Source organism: Leptospira barantonii, assembly GCF_002811925.1.
Taxonomy (GTDB): domain Bacteria; phylum Spirochaetota; class Leptospiria; order Leptospirales; family Leptospiraceae; genus Leptospira; species Leptospira barantonii.
Genome location: NZ_NPDS01000011.1, coordinates 20,156 through 46,022 on the forward strand (window position 1 = coordinate 20,156; position 25,867 = coordinate 46,022).

At 44.4% G+C, this 25,867-nt stretch carries 20 protein-coding genes; 7 read left to right on the forward strand and 13 right to left on the reverse strand.

Annotated features, from left to right (window positions below):
• Positions 1-36 precede the first annotated feature (36 nt).
• The 4 genes from CH367_RS19945 to CH367_RS19960 form a co-directional block, all read right to left on the reverse strand.
• The gene (locus CH367_RS19945) at positions 37-498 is read right to left on the reverse strand and encodes a DUF192 domain-containing protein (protein ID WP_100764265.1); all 462 of its coding nucleotides are present in this window, start codon (positions 496-498) and stop codon (positions 37-39) included.
• A gap of 206 nt (positions 499-704) precedes the next feature.
• Positions 705-1,478: an enoyl-CoA hydratase/isomerase family protein gene (locus CH367_RS19950; protein WP_100764266.1), complete on the reverse strand. Its 774-nt coding sequence runs from the start codon at positions 1,476-1,478 to the stop codon at positions 705-707.
• Between the two features lie 7 nt (positions 1,479-1,485).
• Entirely contained in the window at positions 1,486-2,868 is a 1,383-nt protein-coding gene (locus tag CH367_RS19955) for a PP2C family protein-serine/threonine phosphatase (protein WP_100764267.1), read from the reverse strand.
• Complete coding sequence (locus tag CH367_RS19960; protein WP_100764268.1) at positions 2,843-3,193, reverse strand: hypothetical protein; 351 nt, start codon at positions 3,191-3,193, stop codon at positions 2,843-2,845. Before CH367_RS19960 ends, CH367_RS19955 begins: the two co-directional genes overlap by 26 nt.
• Before the next feature lie 158 nt (positions 3,194-3,351).
• On the opposite strand from CH367_RS19960, the gene CH367_RS19965 reads away from it, so the two are divergent.
• Positions 3,352-4,398, forward strand: a complete 1,047-nt coding sequence (locus tag CH367_RS19965) for a hypothetical protein (RefSeq protein ID WP_100764269.1) — start codon at positions 3,352-3,354, stop codon at positions 4,396-4,398.
• A gap of 288 nt (positions 4,399-4,686) precedes the next feature.
• Here the strand turns inward: CH367_RS19965 and CH367_RS19970 are convergent, their stop codons facing one another.
• Together CH367_RS19970 and CH367_RS19975 are read right to left on the reverse strand one after the other, a co-directional pair.
• Positions 4,687-6,762 (reverse strand): methyl-accepting chemotaxis protein, encoded by a 2,076-nt coding sequence (locus CH367_RS19970; protein ID WP_100764270.1) that lies wholly within the window; start codon positions 6,760-6,762, stop codon positions 4,687-4,689.
• 30 nt (positions 6,763-6,792) lie between these two features.
• Positions 6,793-8,352, reverse strand: a complete 1,560-nt coding sequence (locus CH367_RS19975) for an LA_0442/LA_0875 N-terminal domain-containing protein (protein ID WP_100764271.1) — start codon at positions 8,350-8,352, stop codon at positions 6,793-6,795.
• 658 nt (positions 8,353-9,010) lie between these two features.
• On the opposite strand from CH367_RS19975, the gene CH367_RS19985 reads away from it, so the two are divergent.
• Entirely contained in the window at positions 9,011-13,447 is a 4,437-nt protein-coding gene (locus CH367_RS19985) for a PAS domain-containing protein (RefSeq protein WP_100764273.1), read from the forward strand.
• A 130-nt stretch (positions 13,448-13,577) separates the two neighbouring features.
• Here CH367_RS19985 and CH367_RS19990 read toward each other — a convergent pair whose 3' ends face one another.
• Both CH367_RS19990 and CH367_RS19995 read right to left on the reverse strand, forming a co-directional pair.
• The gene (locus tag CH367_RS19990; protein ID WP_010574222.1) at positions 13,578-13,967 is read right to left on the reverse strand and encodes a response regulator; all 390 of its coding nucleotides are present in this window, start codon (positions 13,965-13,967) and stop codon (positions 13,578-13,580) included.
• Positions 13,968-14,088: 121 nt separating this feature from the next.
• A complete protein-coding gene (locus CH367_RS19995; protein ID WP_100764274.1) occupies positions 14,089-15,798 on the reverse strand; it encodes an EAL domain-containing response regulator in 1,710 nt (569 codons plus the stop codon).
• Between the two features lie 193 nt (positions 15,799-15,991).
• Between CH367_RS19995 and CH367_RS20005 the strand changes: the two genes are divergently transcribed.
• The 3 genes from CH367_RS20005 to CH367_RS20015 all read left to right on the forward strand — a co-directional run bounded on the left by CH367_RS20005 (position 15,992) and on the right by CH367_RS20015 (position 19,807).
• Complete coding sequence (locus CH367_RS20005; protein WP_100764275.1) at positions 15,992-17,602, forward strand: peroxidase family protein; 1,611 nt, start codon at positions 15,992-15,994, stop codon at positions 17,600-17,602.
• 81 nt (positions 17,603-17,683) lie between these two features.
• Positions 17,684-18,646, forward strand: a complete 963-nt coding sequence (locus tag CH367_RS20010; RefSeq protein WP_100764276.1) for a YjgN family protein — start codon at positions 17,684-17,686, stop codon at positions 18,644-18,646.
• 3 nt (positions 18,647-18,649) lie between these two features.
• Positions 18,650-19,807, forward strand: coding sequence for a M48 family metallopeptidase (locus CH367_RS20015; protein ID WP_100764277.1), 1,158 nt, complete (start codon positions 18,650-18,652; stop codon positions 19,805-19,807).
• On the opposite strand, the gene CH367_RS20890 is transcribed toward CH367_RS20015, so the two are convergent.
• Positions 19,808-19,981, reverse strand: a complete 174-nt coding sequence (locus tag CH367_RS20890; RefSeq protein WP_165783348.1) for a hypothetical protein — start codon at positions 19,979-19,981, stop codon at positions 19,808-19,810.
• A gap of 152 nt (positions 19,982-20,133) precedes the next feature.
• Here CH367_RS20890 and hisC point away from each other — a divergent pair, with 152 nt between their 5' ends.
• Both hisC and CH367_RS21200 read left to right on the forward strand, forming a co-directional pair.
• Positions 20,134-21,237 carry a histidinol-phosphate transaminase gene (hisC, locus tag CH367_RS20020; protein WP_100764278.1) on the forward strand — a complete coding sequence of 368 codons (1,104 nt, stop codon included), beginning with the start codon at positions 20,134-20,136 and terminating at the stop codon, positions 21,235-21,237.
• Positions 21,238-21,260: 23 nt separating this feature from the next.
• Entirely contained in the window at positions 21,261-21,560 is a 300-nt protein-coding gene (locus CH367_RS21200) for a hypothetical protein (protein WP_425268901.1), read from the forward strand.
• Here the strand turns inward: CH367_RS21200 and CH367_RS20035 are convergent, their stop codons facing one another.
• From CH367_RS20035 to mutL, 4 genes are all read right to left on the reverse strand, one after another.
• The gene (locus CH367_RS20035; RefSeq protein WP_100764281.1) at positions 21,561-22,832 is read right to left on the reverse strand and encodes a replication-associated recombination protein A; all 1,272 of its coding nucleotides are present in this window, start codon (positions 22,830-22,832) and stop codon (positions 21,561-21,563) included.
• Positions 22,829-23,056, reverse strand: coding sequence for a hypothetical protein (locus tag CH367_RS20040; protein WP_100764282.1), 228 nt, complete (start codon positions 23,054-23,056; stop codon positions 22,829-22,831). The genes CH367_RS20035 and CH367_RS20040 overlap by 4 nt, the downstream gene beginning before the upstream one ends.
• 76 nt (positions 23,057-23,132) lie before the next feature.
• Positions 23,133-23,753 (reverse strand): YqaA family protein, encoded by a 621-nt coding sequence (locus CH367_RS20045; RefSeq protein WP_100764283.1) that lies wholly within the window; start codon positions 23,751-23,753, stop codon positions 23,133-23,135.
• Positions 23,722-25,512 carry a DNA mismatch repair endonuclease MutL gene (gene mutL / locus CH367_RS20050; protein WP_100764284.1) on the reverse strand — a complete coding sequence of 597 codons (1,791 nt, stop codon included), beginning with the start codon at positions 25,510-25,512 and terminating at the stop codon, positions 23,722-23,724. Before mutL ends, CH367_RS20045 begins: the two co-directional genes overlap by 32 nt.
• Positions 25,513-25,867 lie beyond the last annotated feature (355 nt).

Here is a 25,867-nt window from a genome sequence, read left to right on the forward strand (position 1 = left end):
AAAAGTAATCGGGGAATGTTTCCCTGATTACTTCGATTACTCCCCCGCTTTGATTCGATCCGGAATTTTTAACGTTCCGTATTTTCCGATCTTCCTTTTTGCAAACCAACCCTGGTTCACTTCCAAAGCATACAAAGCCTTTTCACTGGAATGATACAACTCGGTTGTTTGATTCGGTTTCATGTCGTGGATATCCGTGATTCTTCGATCCCGATTGAAGTAGGCGATGCTGAGAGGAATCCAAGTATTCTTCATCCAAAAACTCAAGTATTCCGGCGCGGAAAAAACGAACAACATTCCCTCGTTTTCGCCGAGATTTTTACGAAACATCAAACCCTTGGCGCGATCCGCTTGTGTATTCACGACCTCCACGATCAAAGGATGTTCGTCCACGTAGATCGTGATTTTTTCGAGATCGCGCGCGGATACATTATGCGAAATCGCAAGGACAAGGAAGAATAAGAGGAAAGTTAAAGTTTTTCGTTTCAATGATTGCATAGAATTTTATTTCTTTCGAATGAAGTAGGAACTCCTACGATAACGCTAAAAAATTACACTTGCAAAAAGTATAATTTTCTGATATTAGAAAAATCTCCGAAAATTCCCACAAGGCCCGCCTCCACCACCCAATTCAGGGTGGGGGCGCTCCGTATTTTTCTAAAAAATCGTAGGAACTCCTACAAAACGTTCGATCCGCGCGTTGATTAAAACTGCGCGGGTCTTTTTTCGAGAAACGCGCCCATTCCTTCCTTGGATTGACCGCCGTCGAAACAAGCGCCGAACGCTTTTTCTTCGATCGAAATCCCCTGTTGTAAAGAAACGTCCAAACCTTGTTGAATCGTCTTCTTCACTCTTTCGATCGCCTGCGGACCTTTTTTCAAAATCGAGTTCGCAATCGTTTTAGAAAAAGCTAATAGATCCTCGCCTTCTTTTACGAGCTTGTTTAGAATTCCGATTCTATAACCTTCTTCCGCGGTGATCATATCGCCGGTCACGACGAGTTCGATCGCTCTTGCATAACCGATCAGTCTTGCAAGTCTTTGTGTTCCGCCGAAACCCGGAATGAGTCCCAAAGAAACTTCGGGAAGACCGAGTTTCGCTTTTTCGGAACCGACTCTGATATCACAAGCGAGTGCAAGTTCCAAACCTCCGCCAAGGGAGAATCCGTTGATGGCCGCGATCGAAACGATTCTGGATTGATGCAATTTTTGGAATACACCGTTTCCGAGTTTGGAGAATTCTTCCCCTTGCGCTATGTTTAAGTCCTTCATCTCCGCGATGTCCGCGCCGGCTACGAATGCCTTTCCTTCTCCGGTTACGATCAATACTCTGATGTTATTGTCTTTTTCAAGCGCTTCCACTTCCTGTCCGATGGCGGTCAGAACTTCGCGATTGAGAGCGTTGAGAGCGGATGGTCTTTGAATGGTAAGAATTGCGATCTGACCTTCTTTGGTTACGTTGATTATTTTTTCACTCATTTCTAATTTACTCCACTTCCACGATGAGAAAGAGAGTGTCGTCCTCCAGTGCTACGTCTCCGAAAAAGTTTTCCACGGCCTTTTGTACGTTCGCCTTAAATACGCCGAGATCCTTTTCGAATCGATTCTCATTCAATATTTCAAGGAGGCCTTCCGTTCCAAGAAGTTTTCCTTCCTTATTCTTGTTTTCTATCAAACCGTCCGTGTATAAGAAGAATCGATCCTGTTCCACAAGAGGAAATTTCACCTGTTCCGCAATCGGCTTTTTGATTCCGAAACCGAGAATGGCTCCTTCCGTTTCGACCTCGTGAAATTCTTTCGTAAAAGAACCGTGAATCAAATACGGATGACCGGCGTTGGAAAACGTAACTTCTTTGGAAATAAAATCCAAAAACATATAAATCGCCGAAGCGTGATACGATTGGAATTGTTTCTGCAAAGAATCGTCTATGTAATCCATCAAACGGGAAGGATGTACTTTTAAAATATACGGCATCGTAGAAACCATGATCTTCACCATGGAAGCCACAAGCGCGGACGCGATTCCGTGCCCCGCGATGTCCGTCAGAAAGATTCCCGTGTTTCCTTCCCGGAGTTGAACGAAGTCGAAAAAATCTCCGCCGATATGATTCGGAGTGATTCTCATCACCTCGTATCGAATTCCTTTGATGCTCAGTCTTCCGGGAAAAAGATTCTCCTGAACCTGTTTGGCTACGGTGAGATCCTGTTGGATGTATTTGTATTCAAGATCGAGTTCGGAAGAAATCGAAATCAGTCGTTTTACGATAATCACGGAAGAAGTTCCGATGACGATACAAAGTCCGTAGACTACGTCCGGCACGAAAAGAATTCTCGGGAAATCGTCGAGACCGAGTTCCGCCCTTTTGATCGAAACAAAAAAGATATGAAGACAGATCGCGATCATCCCGGTCAAAAAACAGGAGCCTTTTTTCAAACGGAACATCTGGAATATTACGATCAATGATATTAGCAAAAAGTAATTGTTATAGATCTGAAGACTTTCCAAATCCTGAAAACGGTAAAAGGATTCGTGAAAAAGATTCATCATCAAAAAGATGATCACGATGTTCGAGATTTGAATCACCCAGGATAAGAATTTTTCCTGGAAGGAAAGAACCAAACTCATCACGTTGATGAGAAAGATGATTCCCAAATAAAGAACTCCCCTTTCCGAATTTCTGACTTCGGGAATCGCGAGAGTCGGATACATCGTAAAGTGAAGAAGAAACGCAAGTCGTATAAAGGACTGATCGATTCTCGTCTGATCCTTCCATGCTTCGGCGTCGCTGTAATTGAATTCCCTTTCAAAAAACGTAAAGGGATTTAAGAAGCCCGATTTGAGTTTACTGAATTGTTTTATCCAGGTCATACCGAGTGATTTCCGATCCGGAAAGATAAATTTTTAGATTCCAACCCGACTCCAAATACCGATCCAGTTTTTCGGAAATTTCCAAGGCTTCTTTTTCGTCGTGTACTCGTATAAAAAAGGAACCGGATCTGGATTTATAATTATAAGGATAGCGTTCGTTTAACAAAAGAGTAACTCTCGTATGATCCGCTCTGGTTTCGATCACGATATGAGATACATGTTTTCGGTTGATGATTCTTTCATTGATGGAAAGACTCCAAGGATTGGTTTCCATGGAATAAAGAGGACCGATTATCAAGAGCGCAGGCAAAAGGAAATAGAACATCTTCGTTTCTGAATTTCCCACCTGGGAATTTTGTCGTCCAAGTTTACGAGGCTCCCGGATTAGCGCAAACCATTCCGTTTGAAGAACCCTTTTTTTTAAAAATCGAAACAAATCGGATTGGAGTTTACTTTTTTTCCCGAATCTGGAAAAATCTTTCCATGCAATTATTGCCCGTCTGTGTCTTGGAAAAACATTTCCGAACGTTATGGATCGTATCCGTGCTTTTGGGACTCAATTTTTGCAAACCTTCTCAAACTCTAATGGGAAATAATCCGTATTATCGGCTCTTTACCGATCATCCCATCACTCAAGCAAAACGTTATTCCATCTCCGGAACTTGGGAAACTCGGGCGACCTCCCTCGATTCCGAAGAACTGGATTTCGTGAAAGAAATGAATCGGATCGACGGCTTCCAAGATTCTCCCGTGGCTGAAACCGACTTGGATCCTTGGAAGAATCGCCTACGCTCCGTTAGGAATTCTCTTCCATCCTCCGTAAATCGTTTACTCGATCGTTCTCTTTTTCGAGTGGTTCTTTGTAAGAATTTAGGCGGAACCGGACTCAGCAGTTTCGTTTATGAAAACGGGAACGCGCTCGGTGGAATCATCTTTTTGGACACCGGGATGCTCACTCAAAAAGCGAACGCCTGGATCAGTAAAAAGGAGAATTCTCCATTCGCTCCGGGTACGGTGCAAGTTCGAGTGAGAATCGAACCGGATCAAAACGATACGATCGAAACCGCGATCGAATACATTCTGTTACACGAATTCGGTCACGTTTTGAGCGTTTCAAAAAAGATCGTTCCGGACTTCCGTGAAAAAAACAGGAACTTTAGTACATTCAAATTTTCGAATGAAATCTGGGAAACCGAAAACGATTCCGTTTTCGATTCCGATTTTCCGACGCGTAAGAAATTGAAATTCTATTCTTCCAGACCGATCGATCTTGCTTCGAATTGGAAAAACATCTACCCTCCTTTGGAAAAAACTTCTTTCCCGACTTTGTATTCGGCCGCGAACGGAGACGATTTTTTTGCGGATTCTTTCGTGTCCTATGTCCATACGGTGTTGCAAAAGAAGGTTTGGAATCTCGAAGTTTTGGAAGGCGAAAAAGTAGTCTTTCAAATGAAGAACGGAATCCAGGAAGAACGATGTAAAAAACAAAGGGAATTCTTAGATCGTTTGTTTGCGGAGCTGGAACGCTGAACGACGCGGGTCAAACTTTTTAGAAATCCGGATTTGTCGGAATTCCGACAGAATCACGGTTCGGAAATGTATTTGCAAATAGTATGATTTTCTGATATAGGAAGTTTGTCGGATTTTTCCCACAAGGCCCACCTCCTCCACCCAATTCAGGGTGGGGGCGCCTTTGTTCCACTGCAAGATTGTCGGAACTACGACAAGATTCTCACTTCAATAGGCCTTCGCGTTGAACTCAGCAGAACGCTTCCTCAACTCAATCTCACTCCCTACGGGTCGTTCAATAGGGGCTCACTATATCTTAAACTTATTGATCAAACGAAGAAGACCCTCGGACTGAGTATGCATATTCTTTGAAAAACCGGTAAGATCGTCCGCGCCGCTCGCGATCTCCTGAGTTCCTTCCGAAATACTCACGATCGTTTTTGTGATTTCATCCGATGCGCGTTTTTGCTCTTGGACCGCTTCCTCGATCTGAAGACTGAAACTCATCAAAGAACTCGCGCTCTGGTGAATCTTCTCCGTATTTTTTTCCTGAGTGTTGACCGAATCCAAAACGTTCTTTGCCGAAACGCCGAACATATCTACCGAACTTCTTAGTTTCGCGAGAATTCCGGACGCTTCCTTCACCTTGCTCGTTCCGTTCATCACGGCTCGGTTCGTGGATTCCACGAGTTGACTGATCTCTTGAACACTGTTGGACGTTTGGGAAGCGAGTTTGGAAATTTCTTCCGCGACAACCGCAAAACCTTTACCGGCCTCTCCGGCCCGAGCGGCTTCGATCGCGGCGTTTAACGCGAGTAAGTTGGTCTTTTCGGAAATATCGGTGATGATGGAAAGAATTTCGTTGATCCGAGACGCGCTGTCACCGATCTCATCCATCGCCTTCGTGGATTGATTCATGGAACTTTCGCCCGTGGTCGCCTGTTGTTGCGATTCTCCGGCGAGAGAAGCGAGAGACTTCATCTCTTCGTTGATTCTTGCGATCTGTTCCTTCAAAAGAACCACGTTCCCGTCGATGTCCTTCATGTGAGAAATGGCTCTGTCCATGGACTTGCCCACGTTCTCCGCCGAGGCCGCCAATTCTTCGATCGCCGCGGAAGATTCTTCCGAAGCGGAAGCCTGTTCCTGTGCAACATCATAAAAACTTTTCGAGGATTCGGCCATCTGATCGGAAGTGGAATTCAGAGATTCGGAAGAACCTTTGATCTCGAGAATGATTCTCTTGATATTATTCTTCATATGATCCAAAGAAAGGAGTAACTTACCCACCTCGTCCGAACGTTCGTATTTATTTTCGACGATCAGATTTCCGGAGGAAATCTCCTCCGAAAAAGAAATGGCCGTGTTAATTCCATTCGTAATCAATTTTTGGAATATTAGATTTAATACGATTACGATGATGATCATCGTAAACAGGGAAGAAGCGATCGTTTCCATGATGATCTTGGATAAATTCTTCCAGAAGATGCTGTCTGGTACGCTGACTTCCAAGATCCATTTCTTATCGTAACTTCCGAGAAAAAAGGAATAAAAGAAATGTGTGGAGCCGTCTCTTTCGTAGATCTGAATGTCCTTCTTCTGACTTCCTTCCAGAATTTGTTTTTTCCATGCAGGATCTTGAATTTCCTTTCCTACGAGTTCGGGTTTTTGTCCGTTCGCGGCGTAAAAACCTCCGGGAGAAATCAAACTCAGATAACCTTCGCCCTGATACGGACGAATCGGAGCGAGCATCTCCTGCATATTCTCCATCGTGATGTCCATTCCAACAACACCCGCGACTTCTCCGTTTCTTCTCACGGGCTTAACGACGGAGATCATGAGAATTTCTTTTCCGGAAACCGGATATGCAAACGGATCCGCTATAAAATCGATTCCGGTTTTTCTCGGAATGTTGTAAAAGTATCCGCTTGCATCCTGGTTTTCATAATAGATGACCGGTTCTAAGATCAGAGGTTTATCCGCACCCCCAGCCTTGTTTAAGTAAGGAATGAATCTTCCCGTTCCGTCATACCCTTGTTTGTTGACGTATTGAGAATCCTTGGAATCGAACTTACCGGCTTCGAAAACGGACCAGGCTCCGAAATAATGCGGATCGGTTTTCGCGAGGTCCTTCAGTGTTTCGATCGTTTCTTCTCGAGTCGGTCTTGCGTGAGAAAGTTGAAACTCAAGCCCTCGTAGCCCCCCGAGTGCGCGATCGAAAAAGTCCTGAATTTCGAATGCGTAACGAGACGCGACCATCGACGAAGAATCCTTGATATCCTGCGATAACTTAAAGTAAGTCGTGATGGCATTCATGGTGGTGATCGCAAGACTTCCCGCCAAAAGTACGAGTGCGAGATATAACGAAATTCGAAACCTGATGCTCATGAATCTTCCTATGTTCTTTTTGTTTTTATATTAGAAACTGTGAGAAAAACCGACGCTGAACCAGAATAAATGAGCCGGAATTTTCTGCAATAAATACGATTCTCGAAGGGCCTGTCTCAACGATCCGTCGCCCGCGTCCGGAATCAAAGGACTGTTCGCGATCTGATCCAATAGATATTGGTTCACCGGACCGTTGACCTTATGAGGATCCACGATCAAACCGTCCTTTGTATTTCGGTTAACGTAACCTCCGGTCGCTCCATAGTAGTTATCCGTATCATACATATACAGATTGGGGCGATATACGTGGTTTCCTTTGATGAAGAATTTACCGAAATAGAATGTCAAACTACTCGTGATGTCCTGAATCCCGTAACGGTTGTCCACGATATTGTTCGACATTTCATAACCGATGTTGACCGCGGGAGTGATTCTAAAAAACTTCTCCGCGAAATATTCGTGACTCATGTAAAGGGAAAGATAATTCTTACCCGCCGCAAGCCCCGCATTCTCCTGACTCATCTGAGTATAAAACGAAATCGTAGGAGTTAAATAAGAAAGAAACGGAAGTTGCCAAAAGATGTAATATTCCTGCCAAGCGAGTCTTGTGATCTGATTCGAAGTGTTGTTCGAACTCGTGACTCCCTGAGCCGCGAGAGAATTATAACCTCCTAATGGAGTCGAGATATACGCCGGGTTTTTGTTAAACGTATTGTAGAACCAAGTCCCTACGGTGAACTTTCCCCAACTCGTCTTTTCGAACGTATAATAAAAAGCGTAGAATAAACCGTCCGCTCGTTTCATACCGTTCTGTTCCTTATGTGCGGTGGGAGTAAGACCTCCGCAGGTAGGTCCTGTCGCGTAGTTCCCGCCCATCACGTTGTTCTGAGTATCGTAAACACAACTTTGATTGAGAAGATCCGGATTCGGAGCCGTGAAAGGATTTCCCTGACCCGGATAAGAAGGTCCCGGACCGCCCGGAAACAATTGAAAACGTCCGTCGTTATCCTTATCGTTTCTTTCCGTTAGCTGAAAATTTCCCCAGAACTGAATCTTAAACCCTTTCAAAGGTGTATTGATATCGATTGTTGGTTGATACGAAGGTACGAACGTGGTCGAAGGATAACTGTCGTTTCTACGACGATTGGCCATCTCGCCGGAAAAACTAAGACCCCGCCAAATAAAGTCCGTGACGATCTCGTGAGTCACGTCGATAGTCGTGTCGTTTCCTTGCGAAGAAGCGTGAGGCGGTTCCCTTTCGATCGGCGTCGCGATTCCCGCATAAGGGTTGGTATGCGGAGGAGGTTCTTTCGCAGAAGATTTATCCTTGTCCTTATCCGAAGAACTCACTAAAGAATTTTTGTTTTTATCCTGAGGTTTTTCGTAGGTAACGCTGACCACGTTTTCCTTGTTGATGTAGCGTATAAAATCGTCGTTCTCCGCAAGAAGAACCTTTTCGTCGTCTTCGAGAACCACCTTACCTCGATAGATCAGACCGTTCTTTAAACGGACGATGTCCGCGGCGATCAGGGAGGTTCCGAAACAGAAGAACAAACAGAATAAGGATAGAAGAAAATATTTAAGCCTCATACGTTTACAACCTTGTCATTTTTTTATTTCTTATTTTTCGAATTTCAAGCAGAAATGAATTTCCGAACACGGCTCTTTCTTTATGTACAACCCGGGAAGAATAACAGAAATAGAAAACAAAGAGAAGAATCAACTCGGAAAAACATTTTCTTTCGACGAAACGAAAGAGATCGATCTTTCAAGCGAGCGGAACGGCTCAAAAAGGAAAAACCAATTGAGACAATTCTGCGTCTTTTTTGGGAAATTCTCCTAAAATTTCCGCGCGGAAAGAAAACTCGGGTTATAATCTTTCCCGGAATATTACGATTCGATTCACTTCCGGTTTTCAAAGAACGAACCCCGATCGGAAGATTAGAATTTCAGAAAATGAGAATAAAATTATATAAAAGTATCCATATTTAATAATTTCCTAGTATAGTTCGAAAAACGCGTTTCGGACGGAATGAATTTTAAAGCGACAAGAGACTAATAACTAAGCGGGTGAGATCTTTTTAAATCATTTATGAGAAATCGTTTAAGACATAACACTATCGTTCGTTCTCGGAAATCCGATCCGAAAAAACAAACTTCTCAAAACGTCGCAAAATCCGGCTCCTTTGAATTTAATAAAATCCTAATGTGTTTTCCCTCCTCCAAAACGGTCTTTGGAAAATAAAATATGAACCAAGACGAAGTTGCTATCGAAGACATTCGAAAAAAATACGAGGAAGCGAATCGAAAAATTCTCTCCTTAGAGCAAAAAGTCAAAGAAAACGAATCACTTAAGGAATCCCTCAAAGAATCCGAGATTCGAATCTCCCAGATCATAGAAAATTCTCCCGATGCGATCGTAATCCTGGACATTCCCACCGGAAAATTCCAATCGGTAAATCAACGCGCAGTCGACATCTTCAATTTTACTAAAGAAGAATTTAGGAATTTGGGTCCGGTCGATATCAGCCCCACACACCAAGAAGATGGAAGGCCGAGTTCCGAAGCCGCGATGGCTTACGTACAAAGAGCGATCCAAGGGGAACTGGTAACCTTCGAATGGCTTCATATGGCAAAGTCGGGCGAGATCATTCCCTGCGAGGTTCGTCTGATCGCTCTTCCCGGCGAGAATCTTTTGGTTCGAGGAAGTATTCTCGATTTCAGAGAACAAAAAAAAATCCGAGACGAACTCAGGGAAAATCAGAAGAGACTCGAATCCGCGATCTTAGGCGGCGAATTGGGTCTTTGGGAATGGGACGTTAAAAGCGATAGCAACACTTACAACGAATATTGGGCGGAGATGTTGGGTTACAAGTTGAGCGAACTGAGACCCCACGCGGATACATGGAGATCTCTCATTCATCCTGAGGATTGGCCTCACGTCGAAGTCGCATTAAATAAATACATCAGAAAAGAATCCCCCATATACGAAGCCGAATTCCGTTTAAAATGTAAGGACGGTTCCTGGAAATGGGTGATCACGGTCGGTAAGTTTACGGACTTCGACGCCGCGGGAAATCCTCTCAAGATGTACGGGATCCACGCGGACATTGATCGAAGAAAAAGGGCCGAACAAGAACTCAAAGAAAAAGAAGCGGCGCTTTCCAGATCTCAAAAACTTTCGGGACTCGGTTCCTGGGAATACGATCTTTCCACTTGCCTCATGTCCGTTTCGGAACAACTCAGCACGATCTACGAACTTCCGAACGAAACCGTAAAGGGAATCTACGGCGAAAAACTCATCCATCCGGACGACAAAGAAAGGGTAAAACATTATTTTTCCGAGGCGATCTCGAACAACTACATTCGTGAAATCGAATATAGAATCGTTACAAAATCCAAAAAGATCAAAACGATTCTCAACCAAAGCGAACTGATACGAAACGAAAAGGGAGAAGTTGTAAAAATCATCGGTTCCGTTTTGGACGTCAGCGAAAAAAGAAAGATCGAAAAGCTGATTCAGTTTCGTCTCGGTTTCGAATCGATCACCACGGTGGTATCGAGAGACATCATCAATCTTCCGTTATCCGAAATTTCAAACACGATCCATTCCGCTCTGGAAAAACTGGGAACATTCCTAAACGTACAAAGGGCGAACATCGTTTTCTACGATGAAAACTATTCGACCCGAAAGGTAGTCTACGAATGGATCGACCCGAACGCGAAGACAAAAAATTCTTCCCTGAATCAGGTCGATTCGATCGACCCTCATAGTTTTTTTACGGCCGAGATGAAGGCCGAAAGAATCGCAAAAATAGACAGAGTGGACGATCTCCCCCCGGAAGCGAAGTCGGATCGTCGTCTTCTTACGAACAACGGAATCCAATCTTTCACCGCGGTTCCGCTTTTGATCGGAGGTATATTGAAGGGAAGACTCGGCTTCGGTTCGGAAGTTACGGGTTCTCCCAAAGAACCGGAGTTCGACGCGCTTGAAAATCAACTGCTACGAAACTTCGCCGAAATCGTGATCAACGCGCTCGAACGAAAAAGGGTCGAGGAAGAATTGACTCAAGAACGGGATCTTCTTTCTTCCATTACGGAGAATAGCGCGACCTCGATCGTCGTCTTAAACACGAAAGGAAAAATTCTTTACGCGAACAAAAGTTCCGAACACGTACTCGGGATTCAACTCGAGGATATCACTTCCAGAAGTTACAATTCTAAACAATGGGAAGCGAAATCCCTCGACGGCGGAGAATGGAAAGAGGAAGACCAACCGTTTACCGTTGTTATGCGAACCGGCAAACCGGTTTACGATATCAGACATTCCATCATCACATCGGATAAACAGATCAAATATCTTTCCGTAAACGGTTCTCCCGTAAAAAATCAGGACGGGGAAATCGTATCCCTCGTTTTTCTCGTGACCGACATCACCGAGAACCTATTGAAGGAACGCGAACTCAGGGCCAGTGAGGATCGATATAGAACCGTCGCGGAACAAACGGGTAGTATCGTATACGACTACGACATTTCCACGGGCAACATCACCTGGGCGGGCGCTGTATTTTCCATAACCGGATTCAAATTGGAAGAATTCCAAAACTTTAATATAGATAAGTGGACCGATTATCTTCATCCGAACGATCTCGACCGAGTCATTCAGGAATTAGAGGAAGCGGTTTCCAAAAAAACAAAGTTCAGATCCACGTATCGTTTCAGAACGAAATACGGCGGTTATACGTTAGTCGAAGATCGTGGAGTTTTTCTATACGATAAAAACGAAGAACCGTTCCGCATGATGGGCGCGATGATCGATATCGGCGAAAAGAAAAAGGCCGAAGAAAAACTCAAAGAAAGCGAGGAAAGACTCAGACTCGCGTTAAACGCCGCAAACATGGGAAGTTGGAGTTGGGAAATTCACGAGGATAAACTCACCTGGTCCGATAAGGCGTTTCAAATCTTCAAGATCAAACCGGAAGACTTTCGACCCAATCTGCAAACCATCTGGAACGTAACACATCCGGAAGATCGGCCGCGTTTGGAAAAAATGTTAAAGGACGTAATCGAACAAAACACGGAAGGAGACGACCTATACTTTCAACATAGAATTTTATTTCCGGACGGAGAAATCGCGTGGGTCGAAGCGAAGGCGAAACTTTTTCGGGATAAGAGTTCCAAACCGATTCGTGTTGTGGGGACCGTAACCGACGTAACCGAAAGAAGAAAGGCCGAGGAAGAATTGAAGGCTTCCGAAACGAGATTTCAAACCTTCTATCAATTTTCGAACGAGGCGATCCTGCTTATCGAAAAGGGAAAGATACGAATCGCGGATTCGAACCCGGCATTCCAAAAATTATTCGGATATACATCGGAAGAATCGATCGGACTCAACGTCGCACGTTTGTTGTCCAAGGAATCTCTTCACGAACTCACGCGGAAAAAATTCGCAATCGGAGGAAAGGATTCCATCGAGGTCATCGCCAAAAAGAAAAACGGAAATTCTTTTCCGGCCATCATCAGTCAGAGAATTTTCATAAGCAAAGGAAGCACTTTCTTTTCCATCAACATCATCGATACGACCCCGTTTAAGGAAGCGGAGGAACTGAGGATCATCAACGACGAAATCAGGGTCAGAAACAGACTGATCGAAATTCAGAAAAACGAATTGGAGAACACTTTAGACAACCTGAAAAAAACACAATCGCAGTTGATCCAATCCGAGAAGATGGCCGCGCTCGGACAATTGATGGCGGGAATCGCGCACGAAATCAACAACCCGATCGGAGCGGTTCAAGCCTCAAATCAGAATATTCAAGAATGCTTAAATAGATTTAGATCGCTTCTCCCCGACGTGCAGATCGCAATGGGAACCTTGAATAACGAGATGCGCGAACTGTCCGCCGAGTTCATTGAACAGGCGATTCAGAGCAACGAACACTTTACCGGAATGGAACAGAGAAACCGGAAAAAGGCGATCACGAGCATATTGGAATCCAAAAAGATTCCCACGAGACTCGCGGTTTCCTACGCGGACACGTTAGTCGACATGGGCTTGGGAGAATTGAACGAGAAGTTTATTCCCCTCCTTCTTTTGGAACAATCCGAATTGATTCTCGAATATTCCGCTCTCGAATCCTACTTTTTTAGAAACACAAAAACGGTTCAGGTGGCCGTGGATCGAATCTCCAAAATTCTTTACGCGTTGAAAAACTTTTCCCACTTCGACATCGCCGGAGAAAGAATTTCCGCTTCGGTCAAGGATACGATCGAAACCGTACTCACGATCTATCACAACCAACTCAAAAAAGGCGTCGAACTTCAGAAGGATTTCGAAGACGTCGAACCGATTCTGTGTTTCCCGGACGACTTATTGCATATCTGGACCAATCTTATATACAATTCTTTGCAAGCGATGCAGTTCAAGGGAGCCATTCTTCTTCGTTTGAAAAATCTAGGAAAAGAATTGATGGTGGAAGTAAAGGACAACGGACCCGGAATTCCGGACGAGATTCAGGAAAGAATTTTCGAACCTTTCTTTACAACCAAAGCGCCCGGAGAAGGAAGCGGACTCGGTCTGGACATCGTGAAAAAGATCGTTCAAAAACACGAGGGAAGAATCGAACTCGTAAGCGTTCCCGGAAATACTTCGTTTAAGATATTCTTACCGATTACAACTTCTTAAACGCCTAACGCAGTGTAGACGATGAAGTCGTTAGGATTTCGACAGGCGCTTCGATTGTTTGCTTCCTCAGCTTCGCTGAGGATCAACGCCAGACGCTCCGCTGGCTTTTGATTTGAACCGCTTTCGCGGTTCAACCTTCTAACGCTGTTGTAATTGTAGAAACCAGTTCTCGTTCGTCCCAAGGTTTTTTAAGATAGGAACGAAGATTGATTTCTTTTTTGAGAGCTTCGATGGACGAATCGTCCGCGTGTCCGGTCACGATCACTTTTTGAATGTCCGGATATTTACTGTGTACTTGTCTAAGAAATTCGTCGCCTTTCACGTTAGGCATCAGCCAATCGGAAATGATGATCAGAATTCTTACATCTTCGTGAATTAGTTCTTCGATAATCTGCCAGGCCTCTCCGGCGTCTAAAGCCGTTTCGTACCTGTATCCGTCTCCCAGATGTCTTTTTACCTGGGACTTCATGCTCATCAGGATCAGAGCTTCATCGTCTACAAAAAGAATCGCCTTATCCAACTGAAGTACTCACCCTCACCTATTCTATTCGACTCACCTAATTGATAAAAAACGCAAGGCGTTACGTTATTTGGAAAAAAAATAAAGGCAAGCGAATTTTGGAAAAAAATTACGAAGGCCCTTATAACAAGACTTCGGGGATGGGAAGAATCTCCGGAGCGGGTTGCATGATATAATAACCCTGACAATATTCTACACCTAAGGAACGAACAGTGTCAAATTCCTCCTTTCCGGCTACAAATTCAGCAATTACCTTCGCTCCGATTCGATGAGCCATCTCCGTCATTGCAGAGGCGAGCAAATACGGAGTTTTACTCAGATGAATTCCTTGGATGAATTTTCCGTCGATCTTGATATAATCTGGATCGATTTCCATCAATCTTTCGAAGTTGGATTGATCCACTCCGAAATCGTCGATTGCGATCTTACAACCGCATTCTTTCAATTCCTTTAAGGTATCAAGGCCTCTTTCCCCGCCGCGAAGACGGTCCGTTTCCAGTATCTCCAACGTTAAACGACTTGGATCGATCTCGTAGTGTTGTAAACGACTGATGACCCAGAGCGCAAAACCCTTCTTTTCCAAATCCGATTCGGAAATATTCACGGAAAAAGAATAGTCCGGGTATTTCGCAAAATAGCGAATCGATTTTTCGATCATGATCGGAGTGAGAAGACGAATGATTCCCGTGGATCTTGCGATGGAAATGAAACTCGCCGGAGAGTATACTTTATCCCCTTCCTGAATTCTCGCGAGACATTCAAATTTAGTAATCTTTTCGAGTTTGTTGTCGTAAATTCCCTGAAAGTAAGGAATCACATTCCCGGCGTTGATTGCGTCGTTCAACTTTCTTCCGAGAACGAGATTGATCCGGTATTGATCTCCCTCTTCCATCGTGTTGGAATAATTCATGAGTTCGAGTTCGCGGTTTTGAGCCGCGTGCATCATCGCGATCCTAGCCTTGTAATACAATGCGGATTGGTGTGTCGCCGTTCCGATGGAAACGTTCACTCGAAATGAAATCCCGTCCGCTTCGATGTATTCCGAACGCAAAAGAATCCGAAACGCCACAAGCAAAGAATGGAACTTACTCTCCTCCACCTCCGAAAGAATCGCCACCTCGTCCTGATAGAGATGAAAGAGATTTCCGGACTTTCCGATAAAGGCAGAAAGGGTGGTTAAAAATTGATTGAGTACGTTATGATATACTCCCACTCCGAAATGGTGTGTGGTCGACGTGGAAGATTCGATCCGAATCACCGCAAGAGTGGATGGAATTCCCTCGGACTCGCGCGCGTCCAAGGCTCTTCTTAAACTTTCGAGATTCGGACGTCCCGTATCCCGATCGTATAGAAGTGTGGTTTCCAACTTACGATTGAGTTCCGAAAGGGATTGATCCGAAAAAAAGGACTTAAGCGCTTCTCGGATGGTAAGAATCAAATCGTTGGAATCCCAGGGTTTGGATAAATATCTGTATAAGTTCGCGTGATTCAACGCATTACCGACCGCGTCCGCAGAAGCCTGACCGGTAAGCATGATCTTTCTAATATCCGGATTTTTATTATGGATTCGAATGAGAAGTTCGTCTCCCTTCACACCGGGCATAACTTGATCGCAGACTACGACCGGAATATCGATTCCCTTCTCGTCGTATTCTTCCAAAATCTCCCAAGCGGATTCTGCGTCTTCGGCGGTTTCGATATCGTAGTCTTTACCGAATGCGAGTTTCAGTTGTTCTTTCAAACCCCTCAAAATGATGAGTTCGTCGTCCACCAAAAGTATGACCGGCTTCGAATCCTTATTTTCTTCACGAGAATTTTGATTTCCGTTCATTCAATGATCCTAAAACAATAATTCGTTTAACAATGCTTTCACTCAAATCCCGCAAACTCACGTTAGCTTTTTTGAAAGCAAGCCCCGTAACGGTCGGCCGAGTTCTTCTATTGACAACCGAGTCTGCAATTCTACTCTTCCCTATAAGACGCCAATTATTTTTTTAGTTCCCCGTCAAATCCGGAAGGTTTTAATGATTCTCGTAAATTTCGAAAACGAAAAAGAAATTAGTTTACCTGAAAATTCCGCACCACAGAGCCTGTTGGAGATTAGTTTATCAAACTCGATCCCTCATACGCACGCTTGCGGCGGACACGCTCGTTGTTCCACTTGCCGCGTCTTAGTTTTGGAAAATCCCTCCAATTTATCCGAACCGGAACAAAAAGAAAAGGATCTGTCGCAAAAGAAAGGTTTTCCAGAGGCGGTTCGACTCGCTTGCCAAGCCAAGGTCTTAGGAGACGTTCGAGTGAGAAGAATCGTTTTGGACGACGAGGATTACAATCTTACCATCCCCGGTTCGTCCGAAACCTCCGGAGAAGAAAAGGACATCGCGATTCTTTTCAGCGACATCCGAGACTTCACTACCTTTTCGGAATCACATCTTCCTTACGACGTGATCCATATTCTCAATCGATACTTTTACAAGATGGGCGACATCGTATTAAAACACGGCGGAAAGATCGACAAGTATATCGGAGACGGGTTGATGGCCTTGTTCGGAGTGGAAGGCGGTTCGCCCGAAGAGATTTGTCTTTCCGCTCTTCGTGCGGCTAAGGAAATGGAATTGGAACTCTACTCGCTCAACGAATATCTAAAGTCCCATTTTCATACTTCCTTTCGGATCGGAGTCGGAGTACATTATGGAAGTTGCATATTAGGACAACTGGGACATCCCGCGAACATGTCTTACACCGCGATCGGAGATTCGGTCAACATGGCGAGTAGAATCGAATCGAAAACCAAAAAGGCCGGAACGTCCGTTCTTATATCGGAATCGCTTTACGAACAGGTGAAGGAAAGAGTTCTCAAAGGCAGAACGTTCTCCACACAACTCAAGGGAAAAACGGGAGAATATAAACTCTACGAAATCCGAGAGATTCTAAAAAAAGCGAGCGTGAACGCTTGGGAAGAAGCGAGAAACGCGCTCCGAAGAATCATACTCGTACGTGAAACCGGAAGTTGGTTAAAACTAGTATATCATCTTTCTTGTCTGTTTAACGAGAAGAACGAATGGATCGGACTTTCCGCGGCGGAATCGTTTTCGGGTTTCACCAAACTTCCGGAAAACGGAGATCTGGTTCAGAATTATTATCAACTCAAAGAGACAAGAGATACTTTCGTGGAACGAACTCAGGTTCCGATCTCTCTCGCGGATTTTCTCGCGCTGGCCGGAGCCGTTGCGATCGAAAAATCGGGGGGACCGAGAATTTCCATAGAATCCGGAAGAAAGGACGAATCGATCAACGAAGTCGTTCAGATTCTTCCCTTGGGAATGCAAACTCAAACGGATCAACTTCCCTGTCTTCAAAAGATGAATTTAGGAGTCAGAGATTTGGTTTTGATTTCGGGAGCGCGTACGATCGGATGGCTCGGAGACGAATCTCTCACCGCAAATCCTTTCAACTTCGACAACAGTTACTTTCACGTTCTTCTCAAAGCGGGACTCGAAGGGCCGCTCTTGATCCCGAACGACAGAGAACTTTTGAAAAACGACGAAACCAGAGCTATGGTTTTGGATTACGCTCTCGATCAATCCAAGTTTTTCGAGGACTTCGTTGCCGCATATCGGAAGCTCACTGCCTAAATGAAAAGAAAGGGAAATTTTTTTCTTGAACGAAATGAATCGAACGTTAACCTGATCGATCTACAAGTTTAGGAGCGACCCATGATGCCCGAATCGGCAAATCGTTTTTCACTCGATGCAAAAGCGGAAGAACTGTTTCTCATTTATCTTAAGAATATATTCTTTACGATCATCACTGCGGGTGTGTATTATTTTTGGGCCAAGGTCAATACGCAAAAATTCGTACATAGACATTTGTCGTTTCAAAATCAGAGATTCGATTATCACGGAACCGGTAAGGAGAATTTTATCGGCTTTCTAAAGGGAATGGGAATCCTTCTTCTTTTCGGTTTGGTCTTTGCGGGTTTGTTTTACATCGCCGGTAAACTCGGACTTTGGGCCACGATTCTTTTTACTCTTCTTTTATATTCCAGTATTCTACTCGCGATCCCTTATATCTCGATCGGATCGAGAAGATATTTCCTAAGCAGAACTTCGTTTAACAATATCAGATTTAGATTCACGGGAAAGGTAAGACATCTCGTGAGCCTTTTTATACCGAACGCGCTTCTTTCCTTAGTGACGCTCGGAATTTATTCTCCTTGGTTTTACAACAAACTCGAAAAATTCTTCATCGAACATTCTCATTTAGGGAACGCGGACTTTCAGTATCACGGAAAAGGAAAGGAACTTTTTTTCATCTACCTAAAAGGAATCTTTTTCACGCCGTTTACCGCGGGAATTTATCTATTCTGGTTCGAAGCCAATCTTCATAACTATTTCTGGAATCACACGAAGTTTCAGGAAATTTCTTTCCGCTCCGAACTCAAAGGAGGAACCGTTTTTCTAAACGCGTTCATTTCGATCGTGTTGGTCGTGTTTACGTTGGGAATCGGAATTCCCTGGGCGTATCTTCGTTCCATGAGAATTTTTACGGAAGCGTTGTCCTTGGAATCCTCTCCGAACTTAGGAGCGATCCAAAGCGTAAAAGATCCGTACGCGAACGCTCTCGCCGACGGATTGCACGAAGCCGGAGAAGCGATCAGTTCCGTATTCGGAAACTAAGGAATGCCCGACCTTTACTACGACGGCAAATCGGCGAAACCGGTTTCGGGGAATTTGATTCCCAACGAGACCGGATTTCGCTTCGTCGCGGAAACAAACTCGGAAGAAAATAATACATTCCATTTTTCTTATACACAAATTCTTTCCCTCGAAAAACTGGGAAACGAGTACAGACTCGAACTCTCGGACAACCACGAACTCGGAAACGATCTGATCTTTACGTTCTTCTCAAAGGAGAAGGCTGATCTTTTTCAAAAATACAGAAAACGCAAACTCGGAACGGACTTCGGCGGGCTTTTATCCAGATTTCTTTTGTTGCCCACATTCCAACAGATTTTGATCGCGGGAATTCTCGCGTTCGGCATCGGATTTTTGATAGTAAACAAACTCGATCAAGTTTACGTTCTTGTTCCGGAATCGGCGGACAAGGCTCTCGGAGAAATGATCTCGAAACGATTCGAAACGAACTACTCCGAATGTAAGAATCCGAAACTGCGGGAAAGTGTGAACAAGATCCGCAATACGATCGTGTCCCCGAAAGTCAGGGACAAATTCTCCATTAAAATATTAAGAACTTCTGATATAAATGCGTTCGCTCTTCCGGGAGGAAGAATCTACGTATTTTCGGGTTTGATCGAAGAATCGGAAAGCCCCGAAGAGATCGCGGCAATACTCGCACACGAAATCGCGCACGTCGAAAATCGTCACGGAATCCGTCAGATGATCCGTCTTCTGGGAATCTCGCTCGTAATCAAACTCTCGATCGGAATCGGATTCGACGACATCGGAACCTTGGAGACGATCACGGAAATCGTAAACACGTTAACCGTTCTTAGATATTCGAGGGAATTCGAAGAGGAAGCGGACGAACGAGCCTTTGAGATGTTAAAAAAATCGGGGGTCGGTCTTTCGGGCTTTATAGATTTTTTTGAAAGGGAAGAATCGAAGGTTTCGAAAAATTCTCCCCAAAAACAAGGCGGGCAGTCTTCGAAGAAGGACGAAAAGGAATGGAACGCCGAGAAAATTCTGGATTGGCTGAGCACACATCCGGACAATCAAAGTAGAATTCAAAAAGCGAAGGAGTATGCGAAACGACTTCAGGGAAAATCGAGGGGAATCCGCATCGATTCTTGGAAGTCGATCCGTGAAAGTTGTTCTTAATTATTTCTTGTTGTCATCCAAGGGAAAGAGTTCTTGAACCGTATTTCCTAAAGCTCTATCGAAGTTCTCGAACGACTTGAGAATTTCCTGAATCAAAATTTCTCCGTTCGAAAAGTCCTCTAAACGATCCAAAATTTCTTCTTCTACTTCACTGTGGAACTGCGTGTCTTTCATCTTGATACCAGATTCTTTTTATTTAACGAATACTTACGATTAGAGGGAAAAAAATCGGGAATACAACGAACCCAAACTATTTTTCCGAGTCGAACTCGAATTTATTCTTAAATCGATTCCCAAATTTTTTCCTAAAAAAAGCATGGGAGAAGATGATCCCATTTCAACCTATTCTAAACACGCTCAAAAGTTACGAAGCCGGTAAACCCATTGAACTCGTGGTTCGAGAATTCGGGATCGATCCTAAAGAAGTCATCAAACTCGGCTCCAACGAAAACCCGTTCGGCACGGCCCTTCCGGTCGTAGAGGCGATCCAGCGCGCGGCGTCGACGATGTCGTATTATCCGGATGATTCTTACTTGGATTTAAAAACCGCGCTCGCGTCCAAGTTCGACGTCACTCCCGATCGAATCATTCCCGGAAACGGAAGCGATCAGGTTTTGGATTTCGCGTGTAGATGCGTATTGGGTCCGGGAGATCCGATTCTGATCAATCGTATTACGTTCGCTATGTATAAGATCTACGCCCTTCAATGCGGTGCCGTGATTCATTCCACCGAAACGATCGAACACGATCTGAACGCGTTTTTGGATCTTGCGAAATCCGTTCGTCCCAAAATCATCTTTTTATGCACTCCGTCCAATCCGGTGGGCGACGCCCTTTCCAAATCGGACGTCTATGAATTTTTAAGAAAGGTTTCCCCGGACACGTTAGTCGTCATTGACGCGGCTTATATGGAATTCGGTAAAAAAAAGGACGAGGATAAATTCATTCCCGCAAAAGAAGTCACCGATATTTTTCCGAACGTTTTTTATACGGGAACATTTTCCAAAGTCTACGGACTCGGAGGAATGAGAATCGGTTACGGGATCGGAAGCAAGGAATTGATCTCCAATCTTTATAAGATGCGCCCTCCGTTCAGCGTCGCGAATCTTTCCGCGCTCGCGGCGACCGAGGCTTTAAAGAACGAATCTCACGTGGATTCTTATTTGGAAACGAATCTGAACGAGATGAAACGATACGAAAAATTCGCATCGGAACAAAGTATAGAATATCCGAATTCATACGCGAACTTTATTACGTTTTTTGCAAGAAAACACGGTAAAACTTCTTCGGAAATTTCCCAGTCTCTTTTAAGACAAGGGATCATTCTTCGCGACTTGAAGAGCTACGATTTAAACGCGCTTCGAATTACGATCGGAAGACCCGAACAAAACGACCGGGTTCTTTCCGCTTTGGAAAAAGAATTCAACTAAAAAAACTTACGACCCGTTGCGCGATTAAACCGTTTTGTAACGAAATCGCCATCCTATCTTTAAAAAAAAGATTTAGATTTTTACCGAAAAGCACGAAACGATTACTAAACCTTGGCGGTCTTACGACCCAAGGAGGAAAAATGTTCAATTCTGAGTATAAACACAAAAAAATAAAAGAGCCGATCCAACACCAACAACACGCGGTGGCGTATCAATGGAATTCGGACTCGAGTAGAAATGGAAACGAAACGGAAACCGGTCTGAAAGGATTGGAATCCAGGACAAAACAGGTCAAAGTTCGACCCGATCTCTACGACAAATAATCAACTTCCTTTCTTCCAGGGAGTTTTTTCCCAAATCTTATCCAAGTATTCTTTGAGTTTCAATTCCGCTCCGTTTCCGGTTGGAAAATAAAAACGGGGCGGATCGTCCGCAAACTGATCCGGGAAATAATTTTGTTCCTTAAATCCGCCGAAGTCGTGAGGATAAATATAACCCTGAGAAGCGCCTTCTTTCTTGTGTAAAAACGTAGGAGCGTTTCTGAGACGATTCGGAATTTGAATTCCGGTTCCCTTTTCTCTTACAAAGGAAAGAGCGGCTCCGATGCCCTTGTAACTCGCGTTCGATTTGGGACAGGATGCAAGAAAGGTGGTTACGTGCGCGAGGATCAATCTTCCTTCGGGCATCCCTATTGCCTCGAGCGCTTGTAAGCCGGAAACCGCCAAGGGCAATCCGTTGATCGATGCGTTTCCCACGTCTTCGCTCGCGAGAATGATCAATCTTCGCATAATAAAAAGCGGATCTTCTCCGCCTTCGAGTAAAACCGCAAGATAGTATAACGCGGCGTCCGGGTCGCTCCCACGCACGGATTTGATAAACGCGGAAATCACGTCGTAGTGCGATTCTCCGCTTTTATCGTATTCGATCACCCTGCTAGCGAGATATTCCTCAACGTCGGCTTGGTCGATCGTATGATTCTCCGGAAAACTGAAACTGAGACCCTCTAGATTGGAAAGAAGTTTTCTTCCGTCCCCACCCGAAAATCGAATCAATGTTTCCTTGGCTTCCTGATTTAGATTTATGGAATATGCTAAATTTTGAATTCCTCTTTCCAACAAAGAGGATTGTTCTTCCAAAGAAAGAGGTTCTATCTTTAAAATCTGACATCTGGATAAAAGAGGTCTTGTGATCCGAAACGCCGGATTTTCGGTCGTGGCTCCGATCAATACGAGATGTCCAGTTTCCACTCCCTTGAGAAGGCTGTCTTGTTGGGACGCGCTAAAACGATGGATCTCGTCCAAAAAAAGAAGAATCGTTCCCTCTCGTTCCGCTCTTTCGAGAAGTTTTTTGATCTCCGCTACTCCGGTGGAGACTGCGTTGTATTCCACGTAGGGAAGATTCCATTTTCTGCATAGAATTCCGGCTAACGTCGATTTGCCGGTGCCCGGTGGTCCGTAGAGAATGATCGATACGGGAGAACGATAATTGACGAGTTGTTTGGTGGCTCTTGTTTGACCGATTACGTCGTCGAAACTGGAAGGACGGATCTTATGAGCGAGCGGAGGAATCGGCTTCTTTGTAAAAAGATCGCTCAACTCGGTTCCAACTCGTTTTTGATTTTTCTAAGACAGGTTCGTATGGTCGCGTTACAAACGTCGCAGGCGCTATGACAACAAACCAGGGATTGTTCCCGGATGTTTCCTTGAAGAACGTTTTCGATCAAGGCTTGAATTCGAATCGGAAGATCGAACAGATCCAAGTTCTCTCGGATGACTTCCTCTCTCGTTTTCGGAAATAGATTGGGCTGGTTGGTTTCCAAAAATTCTAACCTTGATACAAAAGATTCATCAAAAAATTCTTTCTTATATCGGACTGATCGGAACCGAAAAAAGATCTCACATTCCGCCCCCGACCCAACCGAATTGAATCAAATAATAGAATACTATAAAACGCGGAATTCGAAAAAGACAACCCTGAAAAAAGAGAAGATATCTCATTTTCATCGCTCCGGCCGCAAGCGAAACCCAAGAATACGGAAGCGGGGTCAAAGCCGCTAATACGACGGCCCAAAATCCGTAACGATGCAGATAGTGTTCCAATTTCTGTTCGTGTTTTTTTACGAAGCTCGCAACACCTTCGATCTTCGGTAAAACGATTCTTCCCGTAAGATAGGATATGGTTCCTCCGATCAGACTTCCGATCGAAGCGGAAACGATCACGAGAATCGAGTTGAGTTTACCGGCCACCGCGATCATCAAAAATACGTCCGGCGGAATAAAAACGTGCAAAGAATCTGCGAGCATGATTCCGATCCCGACTCCGAAAACTCCGGTGATCTCGATAAACTTTTGAGAAACCGCGAGCACGGGTTCGGGAAAAACACGCGCCAAAAACACGACTCCCAATACGAGAATCACGATTCCGACTAACGTTTGACGGAATAATTTACGTACGACTCGATCCGGTTCTTTTCCCGGAACTTCTTCATTTTCTGTGGAACATTCTTTCGAGGTCATCTCTGCTCAACTTTACTAGGGTGGGTCTTCCGTGCGGACAACGGGAAGGATTTTCGCAATAACTCAGTCTGTTTAATATTTCAGCTAAAATCGGATCGGAGAGATGATCCCCTTTTTTGATCGCGGATCGGCAGGCAACACACTTCGCCATAAGATCGTATAACTCGGGTTCGCTGGATTCTTTTCCTTCGGTTCGATTTAGAAAATCGAGTATGATTTCCTTTTCCTCTCCGGGTTCCATATACGCGGGAATTTCGCGGAGAACCACGCTGTCCTCGCCCAATGGATCCAAGTATATTCCGACTTCTTCATATTCTTTTCTTCGGTTTAATATGTCTTCCTGTTCCTGTTTGGAAACGTCGATTCGAATCGGAGTCAACAGCGGTTGGATTCCGTAGTTTTTCTTTTCGAGTTTTCGAAGAACCTCTTCGTAACGGATTCTTTCATGAGCCGTATGTTGATCGATGATATAAAAACCGTCTTCCGCTTCCGCGAGAATAAACGTCTCGAACAAAACTCCGAAATGTTTCTTGGGAACAAAGGAAGAATGTTTGACTCTTTCGTCCGTGAGAGCGGACAAGGAAGCGCCCGGTCCCATTCGATCAAGCTCGAATCCTTCCTGTCTCGGAACATCGGTAAAAAGTTCTCGGCTGAGCAAAGGACTTTCACCCGCACGCGAAGAAGAATGAGCCTGATAAAGCGAACTCGTTTTGAACGTATCGGGTGTCGGTTTTAAAAGACGTTTTTTCAATTCTAAAAAACTGACCGGAGTACTCGATCTCAATTCCTTTTGAATCAAAGTAAGAAAGAATCCGTTAAAACCTTCTTCGTCTAAGAAGCGAATCTCCTTCTTCGCTGGATGAACGTTGACGTCCACTCTCGAAGGATCGATCTCGAAAAATAAAAAACAATACGGATGTCCGTTCGGAGGAAGAAGTTCATCATAAGCTTTTTTTAATAGAACGGAGCTGTATTTGATTTCGATCGGTCTTCCGTTGATAAAGATGAATTGTCCGGTTCGGTTGGATTTATAAAAATCGGGATCGCTGATATAGCCGTATGCTTTGATTCCGCCGCGTTCCAAACTCACTTCCAAAAGATGATCTCGAAAGTTTTCACCGAAAAGATCGATGATTCTGTCCTTTTTACTTTCTCTGGAAGGCAATACGTAGACTTCCTTACCGTCCTGAAAAAGACGAAAGCGAACGTCTTCTCTGGCAAGGGCTTGGGTTGTGACTCGATCCCGAATTTTTTTGTCTTCGGATCGGATCGACTTTAAAAACTTTCTGCGAACCGGCGTGTTGAAGAACAATTCTTCCACGAGAATTTTCGTTCCCGTAAACCCGGGAATCTCTTCCCGATCGGAAATCGTTCCACCGATGGAACGGATCTTCCACGCGGTCTTTTGATCCTTGGTTCCGCTTTCCAACGTTAGGCGGGACACCGATGCGATCGATGCGAGAGCTTCTCCCCGAAACCCGTAACTCAACACACTTTCAAGATCTCTGTAATCCCGGATTTTACTCGTCGCGTGACGTTTGAGCGCGGGTTCCAAATCCCCCGGATCGATTCCCGAACCGTTGTCCGTGATTCGCAAAAGCGAAAGCCCGCCGTCCTTCGACTCCACGTCGATCTGCGTCGCGCCCGCGTCCATGGAATTCTCCATAAGTTCTTTTACGACGGAATGAGCCGATTCAATGACTTCTCCCGCCGCGATTTGATTGATGAGTTCCGGACTGAGTTCCTGAATTTTCCCCATGGATGGTTCCAATGTCGGAATTCCGACCAAGGCTGTCAATCGTGGAAATCTTCGAAAATTAAGGGAGAATGGATTCTTGGAAAACTTTTGTGAAATCTAAAATCGGCCGGATTCTTAAGACGCTACAATCGGAAACTGTTTATTTTTCAAGTGAGACATCCTAAATCGTAAACTCTCTTTCCTCATTTTCAAAATCAAGGACAGCGTAACGCGAGCATCGAAATCACGCTCTCCATATTATAAGAACTATATTAAAATGATTGTACATTCAACTCAAAAGAAACAAAAACAAAAAAGTATTTCACTAACAATACCAAAGAATCGAATTCACGCACGACAACGTTTCATCAATTAA